General features: G+C 62.7%; 23 protein-coding genes and 2 pseudogenes. 9 read left to right on the forward strand and 16 right to left on the reverse strand.

Going from position 1 to position 22,153, the window contains the following annotated elements; translation table 11 throughout:
* The 7 genes from OKC30_RS04920 to OKC30_RS04950 form a co-directional block, all read right to left on the reverse strand.
* A partial coding sequence (locus OKC30_RS04920; RefSeq protein ID WP_270666202.1) for an IS1634 family transposase occupies positions 1–523 on the reverse strand: 523 nt, incomplete at its 3' end.
* Positions 524–740: 217 nt separating this feature from the next.
* Entirely contained in the window at positions 741–1,724 is a 984-nt protein-coding gene (gene acuI / locus OKC30_RS04925; RefSeq protein WP_160837479.1) for an acrylyl-CoA reductase (NADPH), read from the reverse strand.
* A gap of 52 nt (positions 1,725–1,776) precedes the next feature.
* Positions 1,777–2,412 carry an acrylate utilization transcriptional regulator AcuR gene (acuR, locus tag OKC30_RS04930; RefSeq protein WP_160837477.1) on the reverse strand — a complete coding sequence of 212 codons (636 nt, stop codon included), beginning with the start codon at positions 2,410–2,412 and terminating at the stop codon, positions 1,777–1,779.
* Between the two features lie 158 nt (positions 2,413–2,570).
* The gene (locus OKC30_RS04935; RefSeq protein ID WP_010675223.1) at positions 2,571–2,819 is read right to left on the reverse strand and encodes a GlsB/YeaQ/YmgE family stress response membrane protein; all 249 of its coding nucleotides are present in this window, start codon (positions 2,817–2,819) and stop codon (positions 2,571–2,573) included.
* A gap of 128 nt (positions 2,820–2,947) precedes the next feature.
* Positions 2,948–3,673, reverse strand: coding sequence for a UDP-2,3-diacylglucosamine diphosphatase (gene lpxH / locus OKC30_RS04940; RefSeq protein WP_160837475.1), 726 nt, complete (start codon positions 3,671–3,673; stop codon positions 2,948–2,950).
* 13 nt (positions 3,674–3,686) lie between these two features.
* Positions 3,687–4,373: a DUF4269 domain-containing protein gene (locus OKC30_RS04945; protein ID WP_160837473.1), complete on the reverse strand. Its 687-nt coding sequence runs from the start codon at positions 4,371–4,373 to the stop codon at positions 3,687–3,689.
* Positions 4,363–4,860, reverse strand: a complete 498-nt coding sequence (locus OKC30_RS04950) for a peptidylprolyl isomerase (RefSeq protein ID WP_010675220.1) — start codon at positions 4,858–4,860, stop codon at positions 4,363–4,365. The genes OKC30_RS04945 and OKC30_RS04950 overlap by 11 nt, the downstream gene beginning before the upstream one ends.
* Positions 4,861–5,051: 191 nt before the next feature.
* Between OKC30_RS04950 and cysS the strand changes: the two genes are divergently transcribed.
* Together cysS and OKC30_RS04965 are read left to right on the forward strand one after the other, a co-directional pair.
* Entirely contained in the window at positions 5,052–6,428 is a 1,377-nt protein-coding gene (gene cysS, locus OKC30_RS04955; RefSeq protein ID WP_160837471.1) for a cysteine--tRNA ligase, read from the forward strand.
* Positions 6,429–6,867: 439 nt separating this feature from the next.
* A pseudogene (locus tag OKC30_RS04965) lies at positions 6,868–6,981 on the forward strand (transposase); the annotation flags it as partial.
* A gap of 194 nt (positions 6,982–7,175) precedes the next feature.
* On the opposite strand, the gene OKC30_RS04970 reads toward OKC30_RS04965, so the two are convergent.
* Positions 7,176–7,733 carry a TMEM165/GDT1 family protein gene (locus OKC30_RS04970; RefSeq protein WP_010675206.1) on the reverse strand — a complete coding sequence of 186 codons (558 nt, stop codon included), beginning with the start codon at positions 7,731–7,733 and terminating at the stop codon, positions 7,176–7,178.
* 253 nt (positions 7,734–7,986) lie between these two features.
* Complete coding sequence (locus OKC30_RS04975; protein WP_039041208.1) at positions 7,987–8,316, reverse strand: translation initiation factor; 330 nt, start codon at positions 8,314–8,316, stop codon at positions 7,987–7,989.
* Between the two features lie 119 nt (positions 8,317–8,435).
* Between OKC30_RS04975 and OKC30_RS04980 the strand changes: the two genes are divergently transcribed.
* The 3 genes from OKC30_RS04980 to OKC30_RS04990 are packed head-to-tail and all read left to right on the forward strand — an operon-like array spanning position 8,436 to position 11,218.
* Positions 8,436–8,663: a FeoA family protein gene (locus tag OKC30_RS04980; RefSeq protein WP_010675204.1), complete on the forward strand. Its 228-nt coding sequence runs from the start codon at positions 8,436–8,438 to the stop codon at positions 8,661–8,663.
* Entirely contained in the window at positions 8,660–10,930 is a 2,271-nt protein-coding gene (gene feoB, locus OKC30_RS04985; protein ID WP_104453103.1) for a Fe(2+) transporter permease subunit FeoB, read from the forward strand. Before OKC30_RS04980 ends, feoB begins: the two co-directional genes overlap by 4 nt.
* A gap of 45 nt (positions 10,931–10,975) precedes the next feature.
* Positions 10,976–11,218: a FeoC-like transcriptional regulator gene (locus OKC30_RS04990; protein ID WP_039041210.1), complete on the forward strand. Its 243-nt coding sequence runs from the start codon at positions 10,976–10,978 to the stop codon at positions 11,216–11,218.
* 62 nt (positions 11,219–11,280) lie between these two features.
* On the opposite strand, the gene tapW is transcribed toward OKC30_RS04990, so the two are convergent.
* A complete protein-coding gene (gene tapW / locus OKC30_RS04995; RefSeq protein ID WP_029314740.1) occupies positions 11,281–12,417 on the reverse strand; it encodes a type IVa pilus ATPase TapW in 1,137 nt (378 codons plus the stop codon).
* 56 nt (positions 12,418–12,473) lie between these two features.
* Positions 12,474–12,830 carry a DMT family protein gene (locus OKC30_RS05000; RefSeq protein WP_010675200.1) on the reverse strand — a complete coding sequence of 119 codons (357 nt, stop codon included), beginning with the start codon at positions 12,828–12,830 and terminating at the stop codon, positions 12,474–12,476.
* A 112-nt stretch (positions 12,831–12,942) separates the two neighbouring features.
* Here OKC30_RS05000 and OKC30_RS05005 point away from each other — a divergent pair.
* From OKC30_RS05005 to OKC30_RS05015, 3 genes and pseudogenes are all read left to right on the forward strand, one after another.
* Positions 12,943–13,673: pseudogene (locus OKC30_RS05005) on the forward strand (substrate-binding periplasmic protein).
* 75 nt (positions 13,674–13,748) lie between these two features.
* Positions 13,749–14,756, forward strand: coding sequence for a vitamin B12 ABC transporter permease BtuC (btuC, locus tag OKC30_RS05010; protein WP_039041213.1), 1,008 nt, complete (start codon positions 13,749–13,751; stop codon positions 14,754–14,756).
* Positions 14,743–15,516 (forward strand): ATP-binding cassette domain-containing protein, encoded by a 774-nt coding sequence (locus OKC30_RS05015; protein WP_113977414.1) that lies wholly within the window; start codon positions 14,743–14,745, stop codon positions 15,514–15,516. The genes btuC and OKC30_RS05015 overlap by 14 nt, the downstream gene beginning before the upstream one ends.
* 207 nt (positions 15,517–15,723) lie before the next feature.
* Here the strand turns inward: OKC30_RS05015 and OKC30_RS05020 are convergent, their stop codons facing one another.
* Complete coding sequence (locus OKC30_RS05020; RefSeq protein WP_113977416.1) at positions 15,724–16,788, reverse strand: 3-deoxy-7-phosphoheptulonate synthase; 1,065 nt, start codon at positions 16,786–16,788, stop codon at positions 15,724–15,726.
* Between the two features lie 141 nt (positions 16,789–16,929).
* Between OKC30_RS05020 and OKC30_RS05025 the strand changes: the two genes are divergently transcribed.
* Positions 16,930–17,310: a diacylglycerol kinase gene (locus OKC30_RS05025; RefSeq protein ID WP_052816484.1), complete on the forward strand. Its 381-nt coding sequence runs from the start codon at positions 16,930–16,932 to the stop codon at positions 17,308–17,310.
* A 297-nt stretch (positions 17,311–17,607) separates the two neighbouring features.
* On the opposite strand, the gene serA is transcribed toward OKC30_RS05025, so the two are convergent.
* The 4 genes from serA to OKC30_RS05045 all read right to left on the reverse strand — a co-directional run bounded on the left by serA (position 17,608) and on the right by OKC30_RS05045 (position 21,950).
* Positions 17,608–18,840 carry a phosphoglycerate dehydrogenase gene (gene serA / locus OKC30_RS05030; RefSeq protein WP_113977420.1) on the reverse strand — a complete coding sequence of 411 codons (1,233 nt, stop codon included), beginning with the start codon at positions 18,838–18,840 and terminating at the stop codon, positions 17,608–17,610.
* Between the two features lie 265 nt (positions 18,841–19,105).
* On the reverse strand, positions 19,106–19,759 hold the full coding sequence (rpiA, locus tag OKC30_RS05035) for a ribose-5-phosphate isomerase RpiA (RefSeq protein ID WP_039040383.1): 654 nt from the start codon (positions 19,757–19,759) through the stop codon (positions 19,106–19,108).
* Between the two features lie 143 nt (positions 19,760–19,902).
* A complete protein-coding gene (locus OKC30_RS05040) occupies positions 19,903–20,499 on the reverse strand; it encodes a 5-formyltetrahydrofolate cyclo-ligase (protein WP_160837465.1) in 597 nt (198 codons plus the stop codon).
* Between the two features lie 104 nt (positions 20,500–20,603).
* The gene (locus OKC30_RS05045; RefSeq protein WP_160837463.1) at positions 20,604–21,950 is read right to left on the reverse strand and encodes a Na+/H+ antiporter NhaC family protein; all 1,347 of its coding nucleotides are present in this window, start codon (positions 21,948–21,950) and stop codon (positions 20,604–20,606) included.
* Positions 21,951–22,153: the final 203 nt, after the last annotated feature.

The raw sequence follows: 22,153 nt of genomic DNA on the forward strand, positions 1-22,153 counted from the left end.
CACAGATGAGCTCAAGGATCACTTGATTCAGCTCTGGCCGGTGATCACGACTATAACCACGCACCAGTTGCAGCTTACCGACCAGATCCCCATCGGCACAGTCATAGGCGCCATCGACGTGGAAGCTGGTAATATCGAGGTGCACTGCGGTGCTTTTGAGCCCCAGCCGCTCGACAACTTGCGCCGCCATCACCTGATACAAGGCGCTGACATCGGCCTCAAAGAGGGCATCGAGACAGCGACCGAGCACATCATCATTGAGGTCATCAGCACAGATCCCGGGGCCAATCAGGCGCTCAACCGGCTTGTTAGCGAAGAATTGCGGGAACATGTGCAGGGTGCTGCTGTGAAAGCCGAGGCCGTTCACTATCATGGCGACCAAGGCTTCACCATGTGAGACCTTGAAAGGCGGGGTTTTGGGGAGCAAGGCATCGATCATGCGGGCAATGCCCAGTTCCTGGCAGAGTGCGGCGACCAAACCAAGGTGATCGAGGTTACGGATCGAGATAGCGGGTGCGGCCATGATGATCTACCTGCAAAAGAGAGTAATAGATCAGAACGGCCGATCGCCGTCAAGCACTGAAAATAGCAAAATCAGGTGCGGAATGACGGTTTGAACGCATCTGTTGTCCATTGTCATGGACGATGGGAAGGAGGGGTGACGTTCCGTATGGCTGCGAAATGCCCTGGAGAGGCTCGCCTGACCTGGTCAGGCGAGCCGGCTCATATCGCGTCAGTCATCACCCCTGGACATTGACCAGGATCCGACCGCGCACCTGGCCTGCCAGGAAGGCATCCCCCAGGGTCACGACCTGGGAGAGGGGCACTTCCCGGGTGAGGAGATGGAGGCGAGTCAGGTCGAGATCCTCGGCCAGCCGGGCCCAGGCCTGCTGGCGCTGCGGGCGCGGTGCCATCACGCTGTCGATGCCATAGAGGGTGACGCCGCGCAGGATGAAGGGCATGACGGTGGAGGGGAAGTCCATCCCTCCCGCGAGACCGCAGGCGGCCACGGCGCCGCCGTAGCGGGTAGTGGCGCAGGCATTGGCCAGGGTGTGGCTGCCGACGGTGTCGATGACGCCGACCCAGCGTTCCTTGCCCAGCGGGCGTCCCGGCGCGGCCAGTTCGGCGCGATCGATCACCTCGGCGGCGCCGAGGGACGTCAGATAGTCGGCCTCGTGCAGCCGCCCGGTGGCGGCCACGACCCGATAGCCCAGCTTGGCCAGGAGGGTGATCGCCACGCTGCCCACGCCGCCGTTGGCGCCCGTCACCAGAATGTCACCGTCACCGGGGGTGATGCCGTGCTTCTCCAACGCCATCACGCAGAGCATGGCGGTGTACCCTGCGGTGCCGATGGCCATGGCGTCCCGGGGCTGGAAGCGCTCAGGCAGGGCGACCAGCCAGTCGCCCCGGACCCGTGCCCGCTCAGCCAGCCCGCCACTGTGGGTCTCGCCCACGCCCCATCCGTTGAGCACCACCTTGTCGCCGGGGTGCCAGTCGGGATGCTGGCTCTCCAGCACGGTACCGGCAAAGTCGATGCCGGGGATCAGAGGGAAGCGGCGTACCACGGGGGAGGCGCCGGTGAGGGCCAGGCCATCCTTGTAGTTGAGGGAAGACCACTGTACCGCCACGGTCACATCCCCGGCAGGCAACATCTCCTCGGAGAGGCTCTGGTAGCTGGCGCGATAACCCGCCTCGTCTTTCTCGATCAGAATACCGTTGAACATCTTGTCTACTCCCATTAATTGGACTGACTGACTATTAATCTTCGTAAAAAAATCACTTTGCTAACTTCATGAAAAAATTGAGAAAAGAGAGCATTGGCTCGGTATCGCCCACCAGGCGTGCGCGCAGTACGGCCCCTTCCCAGCCGATCCAGAACTGATGGGCGAGGGCAGGGCAGTCACAATCAGGGGGCAGCTCCCACGCCGTCACCGCGTCCCTCAGGCAGCGGGCAAGCAGCGCCTCCCAGTCGAGGAGGATCTGCTCGAGGCGCAGGCGCAGCTCGGGGGACAGTTGCACCACCTCCTGACCCAGGTTACCCACGAGACAGCCCCGCTGGAACGCAAACCGGGTCATGCCCCGGCAGGCGCTGTCGACGAAGGCAACAAGACGGGCCAGGGGGGGCAGGCTCTCATCCTCCAGATAGCGCGTCAGCTTGCGGCAGAAGTAGTGGTGATAGGCATCCATGACCGCCAGAGTGAAGTCGTGCTTGGTGGCGAAGTAGTGATAGAAGGAGCCCTTGGGGATCCCGGTCGACTGCAACACCCGCTCGATGGAGGTGGCGGCGATGCCTTGTTCGGTCAGCAGCTCCATGCCCCGGCGGATCAACAGCTCCCGGGTATCGGCATAGGTGTGCCCGTGCTGGGCAGGGCGGCCGCGAGGGCGGCGAGGCAGGGGGTCATTGGCTTGCATGGGGCTTATTAGACGTCTCAACTAGAAATGATGCAAGCGCGGCATCGAACGGACGAAACGAGTGGATGAGATCGGGTAGTCGAGACAAGCTGGCGCCAGCGGGGCTGAAAACAGCGAGGGCGCCATTGGCGCCCTCGCATCGATGGGGGGGCTGCGCCTCAACTGCGCAGCTTGTTGTAGACAAACAGCACGATCAGGGCGCCAACGGTGGCGATGATGATGCTAGGCAGGTTGAAGCCGGTGACCGTTCCCATCCCAAGCAGGGTGCTGACATAGCCCCCCACCATGGCACCGACCACCCCCAGGATCACCGTCATGAAGAAACCGCCGCCATCCTTGCCCGGCATGATCCATTTAGCCAGGATGCCGACGATCAGCCCCAGTACCACCCAAGTAAGAAATCCCATGGTCATCTCCTCGTTATGTGCAGAGAACCAGAGTATATGCAGGGATCCAGCTTGTATCCCGCCGCAGCACGACGTGAGTCAGAAACGGTCATATGAGACTCGCTCCTGACCATGGCAGGCAGAGGGCCTCAGCCGAGCGCGCGGGTGTCGAGGCGCTGCCCGGCGGGGGAGCACACCAGCACCGACCCCTGCTTGAACCAGTCTCCCAGCACGATGCGCCGCGCCGCACGCCCATCCAGAGTGAAGTCGTGGATGGCGGGCCTGTGGGTGTGACCGTGGATCATCAGGCGGCAGCTGTGCTGGCGCAGCATGTCGTCCACCGCCTCCGGAGTCACGTCCATGATGATCTGGCTCTTGTGGGCATTCTCCATCTGGCTCTGGCCGCGCATTTTGTGGGCGATGGCCTGGCGGCGCGAGAGCGGCAGGCGCAGGAAGATCCAGCGCAGCCATTTCTGTTGGGTGATGCGGCGAAACTTCTGGTAGCCCTCGTCCCGGGTGCAGAGCAGATCCCCGTGGCTCAGCAGCACCCGCTCGCCGTACAGCTCGATGACACAGGGGTCGCCAAGCATGGTCATGCCGGCCCGTTTGGCAAACTGGCGCCCCAAGAGGAAGTCGCGGTTGCCGTGAATGAAATAGAGGGGCACCCCCTGCTGGCTCAGGGCGAGAAAGGCATCGGCCACCTCGCGGTGGAGCGGGTTGGGGTCGTCGTCCCCAATCCAGAATTCGAACAGATCCCCCAGCACATAGAGGGCGTCGGCACCGGGCGCGTCTTCGGCCAGAAAGCGCACCAGGGCCGCCGTCATGTCGGGCCTGCCTTGGCTGAGGTGAATGTCACTGATAAAGAGGGTGCTCATGAGTTCCTGGGCATCATGGTAAGAGAGTCCCGCCTGGGTGCGGACAAGGCCTGTGACCTTGCTCGTCGAACGGGTGGGGGAGGGAAGGGCAGCAGAGCCCCGCAAGGTTGACGCCCTCCAGGGTCAGCAACGCCTCGTAAGGGTCGCCGGACAGGCCCAGCAGGCGGCACATGGCCGCTTCCCCCTTGAGCCCTTCATCAACACGCAGGCGCAGCACTTCCCGGTGGAAGGGGGCGCCAAAGTGCTCAAGCAGGGCGGCCATCAGGCTGAGGTGGCGCCAGCCATGACATGTCTCGAGGGGATCAGAGGTGAGGTAGAGCTCGACTGGCCAGCACTGGCCATCTGGCCCGTGGCGTTGCTGCTCGGCGATCCAGACCTGTTCGCCCTTGCTTCGCACCTGCCAGCCTTGTGCGGCCAGTGTCGCGGCAAGGAAGGCCGGGTCCGGATGCTGGCAGAGGATGTCGAGATCGCTGCCGGGCCTATCCAGCCCGATGGCGATCGTGCTCACCAGGGCCAGATCGTTGCACAGGGGGCCAAGCTCATCCCACAGGCCGCCGCTCAGCAGGGCGTGGGCCGAGCGCTGACGTTCGTTGCCCTGGGCCAGATAGTCGAGGCGGCGCCAGTTGGGGGCTGCAGATGGAAAAACTGCGGCCGGGGCCGCAGTTGTGTCAGAGCCTGGCCGGCAGGGATTACTCGGCAAGGGTCACCTTGGTGATGACGACGTCTTCGGTCGGAACGTCCTGGTGCATGCGGCCGTAGTTGCCGGTCTTCACACCCTTGATCTTGTTGACCACGTCCATGCCGGCGGTCACTTCACCGAACACGCAGTAGCCGAAGCCCTGGGTGGTGGCGGACTTGAAGTCCAGGAAGTCGTTGTTGTTCACGTTGATGAAGAACTGGGCGCTGGCGGAGTGCGGCTCCATGGTGCGGGCCATGGCGATGGTGCCGACCTTGTTGGACAGACCGTTGGCCGCCTCGTTCTTGATGGGAGCGCGGGTCTCTTTCTCTTCAAAGCCCGGGGCATAGCCGCCGCCCTGGATCATGAAGCCGTCGATGACGCGGTGGAAGATGGTGTTGTCGTAGTGACCGTCACGGCAGTATTGCAGGAAGTTGGCCACGGTCTCCGGGGCTTTTTCCGCGTTCAGGGTCAGGGTGATGTCGCCGTGGTTGGTGTGCAGAGTAACCATGAGTTGTCCTTTCATTTTGACGCGGGCAGCAAGGTGCCCGCAGGTGTATGGCATAAAGTGGTGGCAATTCTAGCCCATCAAGGCCCTGCGGCATAGATGGCAGGGGGGAGAGGGGGCTTTTTCTGCCTCGTTTTCTATACCGGATGCGGTTAGAATGGCAGGCCATTTTACTCACAGGCAGTGGTCATAAGATGCTGAAGATATACAACACACTCACTCGTCAAAAAGAAGAATTCAAACCTATCCACCCGGGCAAGGTGGGCATGTATGTGTGTGGCGTCACTATCTATGATCACTGTCATATCGGCCATGGCCGTACCTTCGTCGCCTTCGACGTCGTCGCTCGCTACCTGCGTTATGCAGGGTACGACCTCACCTATGTGCGCAACGTCACCGACGTGGACGACAAGATCATCAAGCGTGCCGCCGAAACGCACGTGACCTGTGACGATCTCACCGAGCGCCTCATCGGCGACATGCACCAGGATTTCGACGCCCTCGGCATGGTGCGTCCTGACATCGAACCCCGCGCCACCCAGCACATCGGCGAGATCATCGCCCTGGTTGAAACCCTGCTGGAAAAAGGGCACGCCTACGTGGCGGACAACGGCGATGTGATGTTCATCGTCGAGTCCTACGCCGACTACGGCAAGCTCTCGGGCCAGGATCTGGAGCAGCTGCAGGCCGGCGCCCGGGTCGACGTGGTGGATGCCAAGCGCAATCCGCTCGACTTCGTGCTGTGGAAGATGTCCAAGCCCGGCGAGCCGACCTGGGACAGCCCCTGGGGCCCGGGCCGTCCTGGCTGGCACATCGAGTGCTCCGCCATGAACTCCAAGCACCTTGGCAACCACTTCGACATCCACGGCGGCGGCTCCGATCTGCAGTTCCCCCACCACGAGAACGAGATTGCCCAGTCCTGCTGCGCCCACGGCGGCGACTACGTCAACACCTGGATGCACAGCGGCATGGTGATGGTGGATAAAGAGAAGATGTCCAAGTCCCTTGGCAATTTCTTCACCATCCGTGATGTGCTGGCCCACTACGACGCCGAAACCGTCCGTTACTTCCTGATGTCCGGTCACTACCGCAGCCAGCTCAACTACTCGGAAGACAACTTGAAGCAAGCCCGCGCCGCCCTGGAGCGGATGTACACCGCCCTGCGCGATCTGCCGGCGGCTGCCGCCGCCGGTGGTGACGAGCAGGTGGCTCGCTTCAAAGAAGCGATGGACGACGACTTCAACACCCCGGAAGCCTACTCCGCCCTGTTCGACCTGGTGCGCGAGATCAACCGCCAGAAAGCCGAAGACATGGCTGTCGCCGCTGGCCTCGGTGCCCGCCTGCGCGAACTGGGCGCCGTGCTCGGCATCCTGCAACAGGATCCGGACGCTTTCTTGAAGGGTATTGAGGCGGACGAAGAGGTCGCCGAGATCGAGCGCCTGATCGCCGAGCGCAATCAGGCCCGCGCCGACAAGAACTGGGCCGCGGCGGATGCCGCCCGTAACCGTCTCACCGAGATGGGCATCGTGCTGGAAGACAGCGCTGGCAAGACCAGCTGGCGCCGTGCCTAAGGCCGGTGGCCTTGTTGATGCCAACAGCTTGACCCAATAAAAAAACCGCAGCCCTGGGGCTGCGGTTTTTGTTTCCCTGTGATTAGGGCACGGGTCGGTTTGTCTATAAAGACTCTGCCAATAATGTGTGCAGATGTTTTCTAATGGGTGCCGCCTGCCCCAATCGTGTGTGTAGCCAAGGTTACCCCTAACTCATAAACTAAGGAAGGTGCGAATAAGTCATATGGCACAAGAGCATTTACTGGTAACCCATTGATATTAAATGACTAAAATTTTCATTTTTTGTTCGTGGGATACTTGTTCGCACTTTCCCTAGTCTGACGGCGCTTACTGCTGAATTCACTGTCGGCGAAGGTGAGCTGATGACTCATGATGAACCCTTTTTCATGGCTCCAGATGACAAACATGATCTCATATCAGGGACTTGTTCGCACCTTCCCTGGAAGGGGTGAACAACAAGATCAAAGTGATAAAGCGCATGGCATATGGATTTAGGGACTCAGAATACTTTTTTCTGAAAATCAAGGCGGCCTTCCCCGGAAAGCCGCGATGAACCAAAGATAAGGCATTATGGCACGGCGCCGCGTCTCGGGGCAGGGGCGCCGTTGGCGCTGCGACACAGGTCGCGGCACGGGGCCATGTCTTTGCACTAAAAAGGCCCCCGCCGTGAGGAGGGGGCCTGAAGGACGTCCGGGGCGGCGGTGGCGATCAGTGCTCACGCTGATCCCCCGCCGGCTTCTATGGAGGTCAGGCGAAGATCAGGGTGGAGATGCCAAGCCCCGCAAAGAGGATGGCGCAGGCAATGCGGATCCCCTTGAGGGGGAGCTTGTCGGCCCCGAGCTTGCCGAGCAGCACCACGGGCACGTTGGCCAGCATCATGCCGAGGGTGGTACCGGTGATCACCTGGATCAGGGAGTCGTACTTGGCTGCCAGCAGCACGGTGGCTATCTGGGTCTTGTCACCGATCTCGGCGATGAAGAAGAGCACGAAGGTGGCCATGAAGGGGCCGTACTTGTCCAGGGAACTCTCTTCATCGTCCATCTTGTCCGGCACCAGGATCCAGGCGGCCATGGCGATGAAGGCGCCAGCGACCAGCCAGGTCATCACCTTGGGATCCATCCAGCGACTGATGAATTCCCCTATCCAGGCGGCCCCTGCGTGGTTGAGCAGGGTGGCAGCCAGCATGCCGGCGATGATGGGCCAGGGTTTGCGAAAACGACAGATGAGCAACAGGGCCAGCAGCTGTGTCTTGTCGCCGATCTCGGCGATGGCAACGCTGATGGTTGAGGTTAACAAGGCTTCCATAAAAATGACCGGGGGACGGAATTGTTATAAACCAGAGACAAGCCTGCACCATCCGTCCCCGGTTTTGGCACTGGCCCGTCAAAGGTCTTGTCAAATCCGGCATTGCCCGGATCACCCTGACCATGGTGAGTTGGCACCAAGTATGTTGATCAGGATCGCGCACGAAACGGGTCCGTGGCGAGACTACTCCCCCTCGATGGGAGCGGGCATTCTAGGGAAAAACCCCCGGTGAGGCAAGGCGCGGGATGGGGAATTATCCCCCCACCAGCTTGACCTGAAAGCCGGCCTTCTCCAGTTCGGCCTTGATAAGGTCCCGTTTGTCCCCCTGGATCTCGATGATCCCCTCCTTGAGACCGCCGCCGGTACCGCACTTCTTCTTGAGCAGGGTGGCGAGGGCCTTCTGCTGGTCGGCGGGAACGCCGTGGATGCTGATGACCCCGGCCCCCTTGCGTCCCTTGGTCTCGCGGCGGATGCGCACGACCCCGTCGGCGGGGAAGGGGGAGGCGTGCTGGGCAGGGGCGGATTCCTTGATCATGCCGCCGTCCGTGCTGTAGACCAGGCGGCTGTTGTTGTCGTGACTCATGGCAATACTTTGTCGGTTAGCTAAGCGGAGTTTGATTTTACGCAAATAAATGTTGAGGGCACAGCTTATAATCCCCCCATTAAAAGCGAATTATTCTTGTTTAACTTCAGGAGCCCGTCATGGTACTCACAGAGCTGTCGCCGGGACAGAGCGCTCGCATCACGCACATGAACCACCTTGGCCGCGCCTTGCGGCGCAAGCTGATGGTGATGGGGCTGCTGCCCCAGACCGAGATCCTCTATCTGCGGGCCGCCCCCCTGGGGGACCCGCTCCAGATCCAGTGCCAGGGCATCTGCCTCTCCATGCAGCGGAGTCTGGCCCAGCAAATCGAGGTGGAGCCGGTATGAGCTACAACCTGGTCACAGTGGGCAATCCCAATAGCGGCAAGACCTCCCTGTTCAACGCCCTGACCGGCTCCCGCCAGCAGGTGGGGAACTGGAGCGGGGTCACCGTCGACAAGAAGATGGGGGCCTTTGCTGCCCGCGGGCAGGAATACACCCTGGTGGACCTGCCCGGCATCTATGCCCTGGCCAACCAGGAGGCGAGCCTGGACGAGCAGATCGCCAGTCGCTTCGTCCAGCGCCAGCAGCCGGATCTGCTGCTCAACGTCATCGATGCCGCCAACCTGGAGCGCTCCCTCTACCTCACCCTGCAACTGCGGGAGCTGGGGCTGCCCATGGTGGTGGTGCTCAACAAGATGGATCTGCTGCAAAAGCGGCGCATCACCATCGACGAGGCCTTGCTCGCCAAGGCGCTGGGGTGCCCCGTGGTGTCGCTCTCGGCCCACAATCGCCAGCAGGTGGCGGCTTTCAAAGAGGGGATCCACCAGTTTATCGGTCAGTCCCAGCCCGCCCTGGTGCTCGACTACGGTCAGCCCCTCGAGGGGGACATCGCCGAGCTGGAGACCCTGCTCGCCCCCCATCATCTGCATCGCCGTGGCCGCGCCCTGCGCCTGCTGGAGGAAGACATCGCCATGCAGGAGACCCTGGCGGCGGGGCAGCAGGCGGCGGCCGACAACGTGGTGAGCCGCGCCCACCACGTCCAGGACATCGACCTGCAACTCGCTGATTTGCGCTACGGCCATATCCACCACTGGTGCCAGCAGGCGTGCCGCCATCAGGACAAGCTCACCGTCGCCCAGAGCGAACGGCTGGACAGGGTGCTGCTCAACCGCTGGGTGGGCATCCCCTTCTTCCTGCTGGTGATGTACCTGATGTTCATGTTCGCCATCAAGGTGGGTAGCGCCTTCATCGATTTCTTCGACATCCTCGGGGGGGCCCTCTTCGTGGACGGGGTGCACCACCTGCTGGGGCTGATGAATGCCCCCGACTGGCTGGGAGCCGTGCTCGCGGACGGCGTGGGTGCCGGTTTGCAGACGGTGGCGACCTTCATCCCCGTGGTGGGCTGTCTCTTTCTCTTCCTCGCGGTGCTGGAGAGCTCCGGCTATCTGGCCCGTGCCGCCTTCGTGGTGGATGCCCTGATGCGTCGCCTCGGCCTGCCCGGCAAGGCCTTCGTCCCCATGCTGATGGGCTTTGGCTGCACCGTGCCCGCGGTGATGGCAACCCGGACCCTGGGGTCGGAGCGCGAGCGGCTGATGACCTCGGCCATGGCGCCCTTCATGTCCTGCGGTGCCCGTCTGCCGGTCTACGCCCTGTTCGCGGTGGCCTTCTTCCCCGAGTCGGGGCAGAACCTGGTGTTCGGTCTCTATCTGTTCGGCATCCTGGTGGCGGTGCTCACCGGCCTCTTCCTGCGCAGCACCCTGCTGCCGGGCAAGAGCGACTCCATGGTGATGGAGATGCCCGATTACGAGTGGCCCCGTCCGGTGGACGTGGGGCTGCGCACCTGGCAGAAACTCAAGGGCTTCATCTTCGGCGCGGGCAAGACCATCGTCCTGATGGTGGCGGTGCTGAGCGTGCTCAACTCCCTCGGCACCGACGGCAGCTTCGGCAACCAGGATCAGGAGAACTCGGTGCTGAGCAAGCTGAGCCAGTCCATGACCCCGGTGCTGCATCCCATAGGCGTGCGGGACGACAACTGGCAGGCCACGGTGGGCATCCTCACCGGCATCTTTGCCAAGGAGGCGGTGGTCGCTACCCTCAACAGCCTCTACGCTGGCGGCGCCGGTGATGAGGAGGAGAGTGAATACTCCCTGCTGGGCAGCCTGAAAGCGGCGCTGGCCACCATTCCCGCCAACCTGGCGGACATCGACCCCGCCGATCCCATGGGGCTCAAGGTAGGGGATCTGGAGGACAAGCAGGCGGCAGCCGAGGCCCAGGAGGTGGATACCTCCACCTACGGCAATATGCAGACCCACTTCGACGGCGTGGCCGGGGCCTTTGCTTACCTGCTGTTCGTGCTGCTCTACATGCCCTGCGCTGCCGCCATGGGGGCCCTGGTACGAGAGACCGGTCGCCAGTGGGCCCTGTTCACCGCCGCCTGGTGCAACTACGTCGCCTTCCTGTGCGCCACCCTCTTCTATCAACTGGCGACCTTCGATGCCCACCCGGCGCAGAGCCTGGTCTGGAGCCTGAGCTATCTGCTCTCCCTGGTGCTGCTCTGGTGGCTGGGGCGTCGTCACGGCGACATCGTCGCCCGCAAGGTGGTGACCCTGTGAAGGGGCTCATGGTCAGGGGCGAGTGCGCCGAGAGGGGGGTATCCTGTGATCCTGCGTGAACTGGGGGACTATCTGGCCCTGCACAAGAAGGTGAGCCGGCGGGCGCTGGCCCGCCACTTCCACACCTCCGAGGATGCGGTAGAGGCCATGCTCGGAGTCTGGATGCGCAAGGGGCGCGTCGCCAAGCGGGAGAGCCGCCTGTGTGGCGGCTCCTGCTGCGGCAAGCACGAAGAGGTGACGTTCGAGTGGTGCGAGCCCGGCCAGATAGGGCTGGTCCAGAAGGGCTGACGCCTGCTCATATGCAAAAGGGAACCCGAGGGTTCCCTTTTTCGTGGCCGCCGGGCCCGGTCTTAGAAGAGGTCACCCTCGTCCTTGGTGGGCTCCAGGCTCCAGCCGCTCGCCGCCGCGCTGTTGCCAATCTGGCCCTTCTCCCGCCAGAGTTTGATCTTGAGGCGCAGGTTGTTCTGGGAGTCCGCGTTCTTCACTGCCTCCTCCTCGTCGATCACCCCCTCGACCACCAGATCGAACAGGGTACTGTCGAAGGTCACCATGCCAAGGGCCCTGGATTTTTCCATGATCTCCTTGAGGCCGCCAAACTCGCCGCGCTTGATGAGATCGCGCACCGTGTGGGTTCCGAGCATCACCTCCACCGCCGCCCGGCGCCCGCCGTCCGTGGTCTTCACCAGCCGCTGGGAGACAAAGGCCTTGAGGTTGTTGCCAAGGTCGTTGAGCAGCTGGGGTCTGCGCTCTTCCGGGAAGAAGTTGATGATGCGATCCAGCGCCTGGTTGGCGTTGTTGGCGTGCAGGGTGGAGATGGCCAGATGCCCGGTCTCCGAGAAGGCGAGGGCATGCTCCATGGTCTCCCGATCGCGGATTTCACCGATGAGGATGACGTCCGGCGCCTGGCGCAGGGTGTTCTTCAGGGCCGCATGGAAGCTGCGGGTATCCACCCCCACCTCCCGCTGGTTGATGATGCTCTTCTGGTGGCGATGGACGAACTCCACCGGATCCTCGATGGTGATGATGTGGCCGCCGCTGTTGCGGTTGCGATGATCGATGAGGGCCGCGAGCGATGTGGATTTGCCGGACCCCGTGCCGCCGACGAAGAGCACCAGACCCCGCTTCTCCATGATGGTGTCGAGGAGCACCGGAGGGAGTTTGAGATCCTCGAAGCGGGGGATCTCGGTCTTGATGTTGCGCGCCACCAGGGAAACTTCATTGCGCTGCTTGAAGATGTTGACCCGAAAACGGCCTATCTGGGGCAGGGAGATGGCGAGGTTCATCTCCAGCTCTTTCTCGAACTGCTGTTTCTGCTCGAGATCCATGATGTCGTAGGCGATGCGGGCCACCTCGCCCGGCCCCAGGGGCTCTTGGGTGAGGGGGCGCAAGGCGCCGTTGAACTTGGCGCAGGGGGGGGCGCCGGTGGAGAGATAGAGATCGGAACCGTCCTGTTTGGCCAAGATCTGCAGCATGTCTCTCAATTCCATGAGGGGCCTCGTCGCTCAAAGGGCTGGGGGATGATGAATGGCTTGAGTGTACAGCCTCAGGCGCCGGTCAGTTTTTCGCGGAACACAAAAAAGACCGCGCCCAGGATGCACAGACCCGCCCAGAGGTAGTCCCACTTCAGGTCTTCTTTCAGATAGAAGATGGAGAAGGGAACGAACACGGTGAGGGTGATCACCTCCTGCAGGATCTTGAGCTGGCCGACGGAGAGCACGGTGTGGCCGATGCGGTTGGCGGGCACCTGCAACAGGTATTCGAACAGGGCTATCCCCCAGCTCACCAGGGCGGCGATGATCCAGGGTTTGTGATTCATGCTCTTGAGATGGGCGTACCAGGCAAACGTCATGAAGACGTTGCTGCAGATGAGCAGGCCGATACTGGTCATGATGGGGTTCATTAGGTTCTCCTTTTAAATCAATGCATTTTATCTCGACTCCATGGGTTTTCATAAGTGGTGCTTGAGGGTATTTTTAGCTCACAAGGATGTAACAAAAGAAGGCGAAAGCTGGATGGGCAAGACAAGCTGGGGTGCGCTTTGTCTGTTGTTTGCCTGCTGGGCGCAAGGTGCGCCGACCCTGACGGTGGCCACCGATGTCTGGCCGCCGTTTCGCATGCTGGCAGAGAACGACGACTTCCAGGGGCTGGATATCGACATTCTGCGCCAGTTGCAGGCACGCAGCGGCATTGTGCTCACCCTCAAACGGGTGCCCTGGGGACGGGCACTCAAACAGATGCAGACCGGTCAGGTGGATCTGATGATAGGGCTGGCTCACACCGAGGAGCGGGCCGCCTTCATCGACTACCTGCAGCCGTCCTATTACCAGTGCCGGCCTGCCTTCTATGGCAAGCCCGCCGCCGTGGCCGGTCTCAGGCGCTACGAGGATCTGCGAGGCCGCGAGATAGGCTATGTGCTCAACTCCGCCTACTTCCCCCCTTCGATGGCGACACCCAGCTCGACAAGCACGGGGTCCCCACCGAAGACCAGTTGCAGCGCATGGTGGAGCGGGGCCACCTGCCCCTGATGATAGGGACCGACTGCCAGGTGGATTACGCCCTGAGCCAGCGCAACGACGCCGGCCTCGTCAAGGCGCCCTTCCAGCCCCCCAACCCGGTGGTGCTCTACCTCGGGATGAGCAAGCACTCACCCCACCATGAGCTGGGCCCCAAGCTGGCGCAGGCGTTGCTAGCCATGGTGGAGAGCGGCGAGATAGCGGCGCTGGCCAAGCCCTACCAGCCTTGACCTTGGGTGGTAACGCGCTGTTATCATGCAGCTTTCCTGCCTGCCCCCCGGCGGGCCTCGCTTCTTGGGGATCCCGTGTATCTCGCTCTCATCCGTCGCCAGCAGCGCTGGCAGCGCCGCTGGCTGCTCCTGCTGTCGCTGCTGACCCTGGCCCTGTTCCTGCTCTCCCTCGCCCTCGGGGAGTTCGTACTGCTGCCTTGGCAGCCGCTGGGGGATCTGGAGCTGCGCATCCTGCTGGAGCTGCGCCTGCCGCGCGCCCTGCTGGCTCTGCTGGCGGGGGCCTCCCTTGCCTGCGGCGGTGCCGTGCTCCAGGTGATGCTGCACAACCCGGTGGCGGAACCCGGCCTGCTCGGCGTCTCGAGCGGCGCGGGGTTGGCCGCCATGGTGGCGATGGCGGTGGCCAAGGGGCTCGGGCTCTATCTGCCGGGCTGGGGGCTGTCGCTGGCGGCCTTTGGCGGCGCCCTGGTGGTGACCATGCTGCTCATCCGTCTCGCACGCCGGGCACGGCTCGGCCATGGGCGGCTGCTGCTGTTCGGAGTCGCCATCGGCATCCTCACCAATGCGGCCATGACCTGGCTGATGTATTTCGCCGACGACGGCGCCTTGCGGGAATTCATGTTCTGGATGATGGGCAGCCTCGCCTACGGCAGCCAGCAGCTCGCCTGGTGGTGGCTGGTGCTGCCCCTCACCCTCGGCTGGCTCTGCTGGCAGGGGCGGGCACTGCAACAACTGCTGCTTGGGGAGACCCAGGCCCGCCTTATGGGGTTGAACGTGGACAGCATGCGGGTACGCCTGGTGCTGGCGGTCTGCCTGCTGACCGGGGTGGCGGTCTCCCTGTGCGGCGTCATCGGCTTCGTCGGCCTGGTAGTGCCTCACCTGCTGCGCCTGTGCGGTGGCAGCGATCAGCGCTTTCTGCTGCCCGCCTCGGCGCTGGGGGGCGGCGCCCTGCTGCTCGGGGCCGATCTGGTGGCCCGCTCGGCGCTGCACGCCGGTGAACTGCCCATCGGGGTCATCACCGCCTCGGTGGGCGCCCCGCTCTTTATCTATCTGCTGCTGAGGCAAGATGCCGATGTGTCCCGCTGATCCCGCCCCCTGGCGGCTGGAGGCCCGTGCCCTGGCCATCCCCCATCGCCTCGCCCCCCTGGATCTCGCCTGGCCCGGTGGTCAGCTGGTGGCCCTGCTCGGCCCCAATGGCAGTGGCAAGTCCTCCCTGCTCGGGGCCCTGGCGGGCCTGCTGCCCGCCGATGGCGCCGTCTTGCTGGGAGGAGAGGCCATCACGACCCTGAGCTGGCCCGAGCTTGCAACGCGGCGCGCCATGCTGCCCCAGCGCCAGCCCCAGCTGTTCCACATCCCGGTGTTCCAGGTGCTGAGCCTGGGGCTGGAGGAGGGGGCCCCCGATGCCCAGGCGCAGGCGGTGGCGGATGTGTGCGACGCCCTGGAACTGGCGCCCCTGCTTGCACGGGACTTCAGCCGATTGTCCGGGGGGGAGCAGCAGCGGGTGCTGATCGCCCGCACCCTGCTGCAACTGTGGCCAAGCCTCAATCCGACCGGGCGGGTGCTGCTGCTGGATGAACCCCTGGCGGGGCTGGATCTGCATCACCAGATGGCGCTGCTGCGGCTGCTCAAGCAACTGGCCGCGCAGGGATTGCTGGTGGTGGTGGCCATCCACGACATCAATCTGGCCATCGACTGGGCGGATCGCGTGCTCTGCCTGCAACAGGGCCGCGTGGTGGGGGAAGGGGACGTCGGGATCATCGACGAGGCGCTGCTGGAGCGGGTGTTCCAGATCCGCACCGATCGCATCGAGGCGGCCGGCCGCATCTGGTTTATGCCGAGCCTGTGAGGCGGGCTCCCCCCTCATCCCCAGCCCTTCTCCCATTCTTTTGAAACAAGTGGGAGAAGGGAGCCGCTCTGTCGACTACGGATACAGCATTGAAAACCTGCAGAGGCTGAGTGAAGCCAAGGGGGCGATTGAATCACCGTGGACATGAAAAGAGCTAGGCATCCGTGATGCCTGGCTCTTTTGGTAGAGAGAGCGTTGAGTGGTTGCTCAGGCTTTCTGCTTGTCCAGCCGCACCTGGGCGGCTTCTGCCAGCATGGCCAGCAGGGTTTCGGTGTCACTCCACGACAGACAGGCATCGGTGATGCTCTGGCCGAAGGTGGCGGCACAGCCGTTCTCCACGTCCTGACGCCCTTCCACTAGGAAGCTCTCGGCCATGATGCCGGCGATGCCGGTGCGGCCACGGCGCAGTTGATCGCAGATATCCTGGGCCACCAGCAGTTGGCGGCGGTGATCCTTCATGCTGTTGCCGTGGCTGAAGTCCACCACCAGACGCTCCGGCAGGCCCACCTGGGCCAGAGCCTCGCACGCCTCGTCGATGCTGGCGGTGTCGTAGTTGGGACGGTGGCCGCCGCGCAGGATCACGTGGCCGTAGGGGTTGCCGGCGGTGCGGTAGATGGTCATCTTGCCGTCCTTGTCCGGGGAGTAGAAAATGTGGCTGTGACGGGCGGCGCGCACCGCATCGATGGCGATGCGGGTGTTGCCGTCGGTGCCGTTCTTGAACCCCACCGGGCAGGAGAGGGCGGAGGCCATCTCCCGGTGAACCTGGGACTCGGTGGTGCGCGCCCCGATGGCGCCCCAGGTGATGAGATCGCTGATGTACTGGCCGGTCACCATGTCGAGGAACTCGGTGGCGGTGGGCATGCCGGTCTCGTTGATGTCCACCAGCAGCTTGCGGGCCAGTTTCAGCCCTTCATTGACGTCGAAACTGCCGTCCAGGCGCGGATCATTGATGAGCCCCTTCCAGCCGACGATGGTGCGCGGCTTTTCGAAGTAGGTGCGCATCACGATGCACAGGCTCTTTTTGTACTCTTCACGCAGGGTGTTCAGACGCAGAGCGTATTCGTGGGCGGCGGCGGGATCGTGGATGGAGCAGGGGCCGACGATGACCAGCAGGCGCTGATCTTCACCGGACAGAATGGCTTCCACTTGGCGGCGGGCATCCAGCAGGTTCTGGGCGATGGTGTCGGTTAACGGGAAGGCGTGCGCCAGCTCGCTGGGGGTGATCAGGGCCTCCAGGCGACGGGTGCGCAATTCATCGGTGTGAATGGACATACGACTCAATTCTCGAGTGGATAAGGTGGGCGGGATGCCAAAATGCAAGGGAATAAAATAAAGCAAAAGTCACCCGATGGAAACCTTGGGCGGCTCTGATAGGATGTGAACCCAAAAGCCATTTCAAATGAGGTAGTTATCGTGGCAAAGCCAGGCGCGACCGGGATCACCCGCATCATCAACGCAACCGGTTACAGCATGAAAGGTCTCAAATCGGCCTGGGTCAACGAGGCCGCCTTCCGTCAGGAGCTGCTGCTCATCCTGCTGCTGATGCCGCTGGCATTCTGGATAGGTGACTCCCTCAACGAGATCCTGCTGCTCGTCTGCATCAGCTGGCTGGTGGTGATCGTCGAGGTACTCAACTCCGCCGTGGAGGCGGTGGTGGATCGCATCGGCTCCGAGCATCACGAACTCTCGGGCCGCGCCAAGGATCTGGGCTCCGCCGCCGTCTTCATCGCTCTGGCCCTCAATGCCCTGGTGTGGGGCGCCCTGGTGGGCCGCAACCTGCTGGGCTGGTGGTAGGTTACGAGAGCAACCTTTCTCCTGACATAAAAAAGCCCGTCGTCACGACGCAATGCTGTTCAGATAAGCACATTTTTGACTAATTATTCATAAATGCGACTTGAGTTGGGGGAGCAAGGCTGTTTCCAGTCGATGTTCCTTCAGCCTTTATCCAGCGTGGCTTGCAATAGAAAGAGGGAGGCATCATGCCTCCCTCATTTTTTAGCCCTGATACTACGTGGACTGGAACTCAAATTCTCTTAAGTGAACAGCATTGCGTCGTCACGACGGGCTTTTTGCTGCGCAGATAAGGGCTTATCAGTGCAGGATCCGGGCACGGATGGTGCCATTGATCTCTTTGAGACGGGCCAGGGCCTTCTCGCTGTGCTCGGTTTCGACGTCGATGACCACGTAACCGATCTCGCTGCTGGTCTGCAGGTACTGACCGGCGATGTTGATCCCCTCGTCGGCGAAGATCTGGTTGATCTGGTTCATCACGCCGGGCTGGTTGCGGTGAATATGCAGCAGGCGGCTGGAGCCCTTGTGGCCGGGCAGGGAGACCTCCGGGAAGTTGACCGCGGAGAGGGTGGAGCCGTTGTCGGAGTATTTGACCAGCTTGTTGGCCACTTCCAGACCGATGTTTTCCTGGGCTTCCTGGGTGGAGCCGCCGATGTGGGGGGTCAGGATCACGTTGTCCAGGCCGCGCAGCGGGGTGAGGAACTCCTCGTTGTTGGACTTGGGCTCCACCGGGAAGACGTCGATGGCGGCGCCGGAGAGGTGGCCGCTCTTGATGACGTCGGCCAGGGCGTCGATGTCCACCACGGTGCCGCGGGAGGCGTTGATGAAGATGGCGCCCGGTTTCATCATGCGAAGTTGCTCTGCACCGATGAGATCCTTGGTGGAGGCGGTTTCCGGTACGTGCAGGCTGATGACGTCAGACATGTTGAGCAGTTCCACCAGGTTCGGCACCTGGATGGCGTTGCCAAGGGAGAGCTTGTTCTCGATGTCGTAGTAATAGACCTTCATGCCGATCATCTCGGCGATGATGCCAAGCTGGGTGCCGATGTGGCCGTAGCCGATGATGCCGAGCTTCTTGCCGCGGGCTTCGACGCTGCGGTTGGCCAGCTTCTCCCAAACGCCGCGATGGCACTTGGCGTTCTTCTCGGGAATGCCGCGCAGCAGCAGCAGGATCTCCCCCAGTACCAGTTCGGCCACGGAGCGGGTGTTGGAGAAGGGGGCGTTGAAGACGGGGATGCCGCGCACGTGGGCGGCGTCGAGGGAGACCTGGTTGGTGCCGATGCAGAAGCAGCCGATGGCCACCAGCTTGGTGGCGGCATCCAGCACCTTCTCGGTGATCTGGGTGCGTGAACGCAGGCCCACGAAATGCACGTCACGAATGCGCTCGATCAACTCCTCTTCCGACAGGGACGTCTTCAGATATTCCACATTGGTGTAGCCGGCTGCCCGAAAGGTCTCCACCGTGTTGGGATGGACTCCCTCCAGCAGCAGTACCTTGATCTTATCCTTGTCCAGCGAAAACTTGACTGTCATGACGTTCCCTCTATTGTTTTGAAAAATGCGTTCAGGCTTGCAGTGTGAAGAAAACCGTAAAGTAGCAAAAACGTTTGGGAGAGGGAATATTTGTGACGAAAGTCAAATTCTTTGAAGTTATCAACGATTGTTGCAGATGTGCTGCTACAAGCCATTGAGGGATAACCAGAAACGGCGCCATGAGGCGCCGTTGTCCATTTGGGGCAGTCAGGTTGACTGACCCGGGCGGGGGCTTGCCCGGAGGGGGAGGTCCGGGGAGCAGGCCTTAGTTGGTGATCACACCCTCGGGGGTGCCGATCAGCACAACGTCGGCGCCACGGTGGGCGAACAGGCCGTTGGTGACCACGCCCACGATGCTGTTGAGGCGGGTTTCCAGAGCCTTGGCATCGGTGATGGCCATGCCCTTGACGTCCAGGATGATGTTGCCGTTGTCGGTCACCACCCCTTCACGCCACACCGGGTTGCCGCCAAGGGCGCGGATCTCGCGGGCCACGTATTCGCGGGCCATGGGGATCACTTCCACCGGCAGGGGGAAGGTGCCCAGCACGTCGACGGTCTTGGTGTTGTCGATGATGCAGATGAACTGGTCGGCCACGGCGGCGACGATCTTCTCGCGGGTCAGGGCGGCGCCGCCCCCCTTGATCATGTCGCGGCTGGCGTTGATCTCGTCGGCACCATCCACGTAGACGGAGAGGGCATCGATGTCGTTGAGGTCAAACACCGGGATGCCGAGACCCTTGAGGCGCTCGGTGGAGGCGATGGAGCTCGACACCGCGCCCTTGATCTGGTCTTTCATGGTCGCCAGTGCGTCGATGAAGTGATTGACGGTAGAGCCGGTGCCCACCCCGACGATGGTGCCGGGTACCACGTATTTGAGCGCAGCCCAACCGGCCGCCTTCTTCATTTCATCTTGAGTCATGATGGATCCTTATGGAAAAAGCGGGCGCATTATATCCAAGCATCCCCCCCAGAGCGACCATGGTGCTCACGTTCCGGCGCAAAAATCCCCAAGATGTAAATCGTTTGCCTGTTTATTGAACCGAAGGGGGCGCCCCCGTCTCATCAGGCAAAGTGCCAGCTGCGGCTGGGGGTGATGATCTGGGGGAGCGGCACGTCCCACTGCTCCCGGGGGACGGCATCCACCTGCTGGCAGTCGTGGGCGAGCCCCAGAGGTCTTGGGCCGAGCTGGTGCTCGTGCCAGCAGGCGAGGGTGCGATCGTAGTAGCCGCCCCCCATGCCGAGGCGGTTGCCAGCCTCATCGAAGGCCACCAGCGGGGTGCAGATGATGTCCAGCATGCTGTGGGGCAGCACCTGCTGCACGTCGAGCTCGGGCTCGGCGATGCCGTAGCGGTTGCGGGTCATGGGGGTGGTGGCGGTGTAGCGCAAGAAGAGCAGGTGACCCGGGGTGAAGGGGTGCAGCACCGGCAGGTAGACCTCCTTTTGCCGGGCCCACAGCCAGTGGATGGCGGGCAGGGGATCGAGCTCCCCGTCGTTGGCCAGATAGAGGGCGATGCGCCTGGCCGCGAGGATGCCGGGGTGTTCCTGGAAGCGTTCGACCAACTGCTGGGCCGCCGCCTGCTGCTCGGCCTGACTCAGGCTTTTTCTGCGCTGGCGAATGAGCTGGCGCAGGTTCTGGCGTTCGGGTTGGGGATCCGGCATGGGGACTCCTGGGCAAAGGTGGGCTGGCGCTACCTTAGCAAGGGGCCGACGGGATGAAAAGCCGATGGCGGGGCCGCCAGCCGGGCGGCCCCTGAGGTCGGGCGTCAGGAACGGTGGGGGGCGGGAGCCACTGCGCCCATCTGGTGCTTGAGGAAAACGGCCACGATGGCGGCCAGGGCCAGCGCCATGGGGTAGAAGCTCATGCTCACGACCAGGATCGGCGAGAGGGCGAAGATGGAACCCAGCAGCAGCGCCTGGGCGCCCCAGGGAATCAGCCCCTGTACCACGCAGGAGAAGATGTCCAGCATGGAGGCGGCGCGGCGCGGGGTGACCCCGTGATGGTCCGCCAGATCCCTGGCCACCTTGCTCGCGACTATGATGGCCACGGTGTTGTTGGCGGTGCACAGGTTGGTGAGGCTCACCACGCCGGCGATGCCGAGCTCGGCCGCCTTTTCGTTCTGCTCGCCATCGTGGTGGCGGGTGAAGCGGGCAATCAGGGCGGCGATGCGCTCACTTATCCATGCGAGCCCCCCCTGGCGTTCCATCAGGGCACCCAGACCGCCGATGAGCATGGAGAGCAGGAAGATCTCCTGCATGCTGGTAAAGCCCTGATAGATGTCCTTGCTGAACTGGCCGAGGGAGTAGCTGCCAAGCAGCCCCACGCCACCGGCCGCCAGGATGCCGAGCCCCAGTACCATGAAGACGTTCATGCCAGAGAGGGCCAGCACCAGGATCAGCAGATAGGGGGCGACCTTGAGCAAGTCCGCCTCGGCGGTGGGGGCCGGCGCTTCACCGGTGGAGCCCAGCACCAGATAGAGCAGGATCACCAGCACGGCGGCGGGGGCGGCAATCTTGATGTTCTCGCGAAACTTGTCCTTCATCTCGCAGCCCTGGCTGCGGGTGGCGGCGATGGTGGTGTCGGAGATGATGGAGAGGTTGTCCCCGAACATGGCGCCGGAGAGGATGGTCCCCGCCATCAGCATCGGATCGATGCCGGCGGCATGGGCGACGCCGAGCGCCACCGGTGCCACGGCGCCGATGGTGCCCATGGAGGTACCCATGGCGGTGGCAATGAAGGCAGAGATGAGGAAGAGCCCCGGCAGCAGGCACCAGCCCGGAATGAGGGAGAGGCCGAGGGCGACCGTGGCATCCACCCCGCCGGTGGCCTTGGCCACGGTGGCGAAGGCGCCCGCCAGCAAATAGATGAGGCACATGGCCATGATGTTGCTCTCGCCCACTCCCTTGAAGAAGGTCTCGAGGTTCTTGTTGAACCCCTCGCGTCCCATCAGCAGGGCCAGCATGACGGCGGGCAGGGCGGCAACGGGGGCGGGGAGCTGGTAGAAGGCGAACTCGACCCCCTGCAGGGTCAGCCAGGTACCGGTACCGATGAAGAGGGCAAGAAAGACCAGAAGGGGCAGCAGGGCTCTGGCACGGGGTTGGGTCTGGATCATGTGTTCCTCGAAACTTGAACAATGACCTCCTGTCGTTGCCTGTGGCGCCTCCAGGGCGGGCACAGGGCGGGCATCCTGCCACCATGGGGGGCCAACAGTAGTGAGTCGGCCCGCCCGGGTCAAGATAGCCGTCCAGATGGATAGGGCTTTTTGCTTCGAGATTCTGACTTGTCTGGTTATTCCGTTATTTATTCTGTTTTTAA

It is taken from the genome of Aeromonas sp. QDB18, assembly GCF_027705325.1.
Classification (GTDB): Bacteria; Pseudomonadota; Gammaproteobacteria; order Enterobacterales; family Aeromonadaceae; genus Aeromonas; species Aeromonas caviae.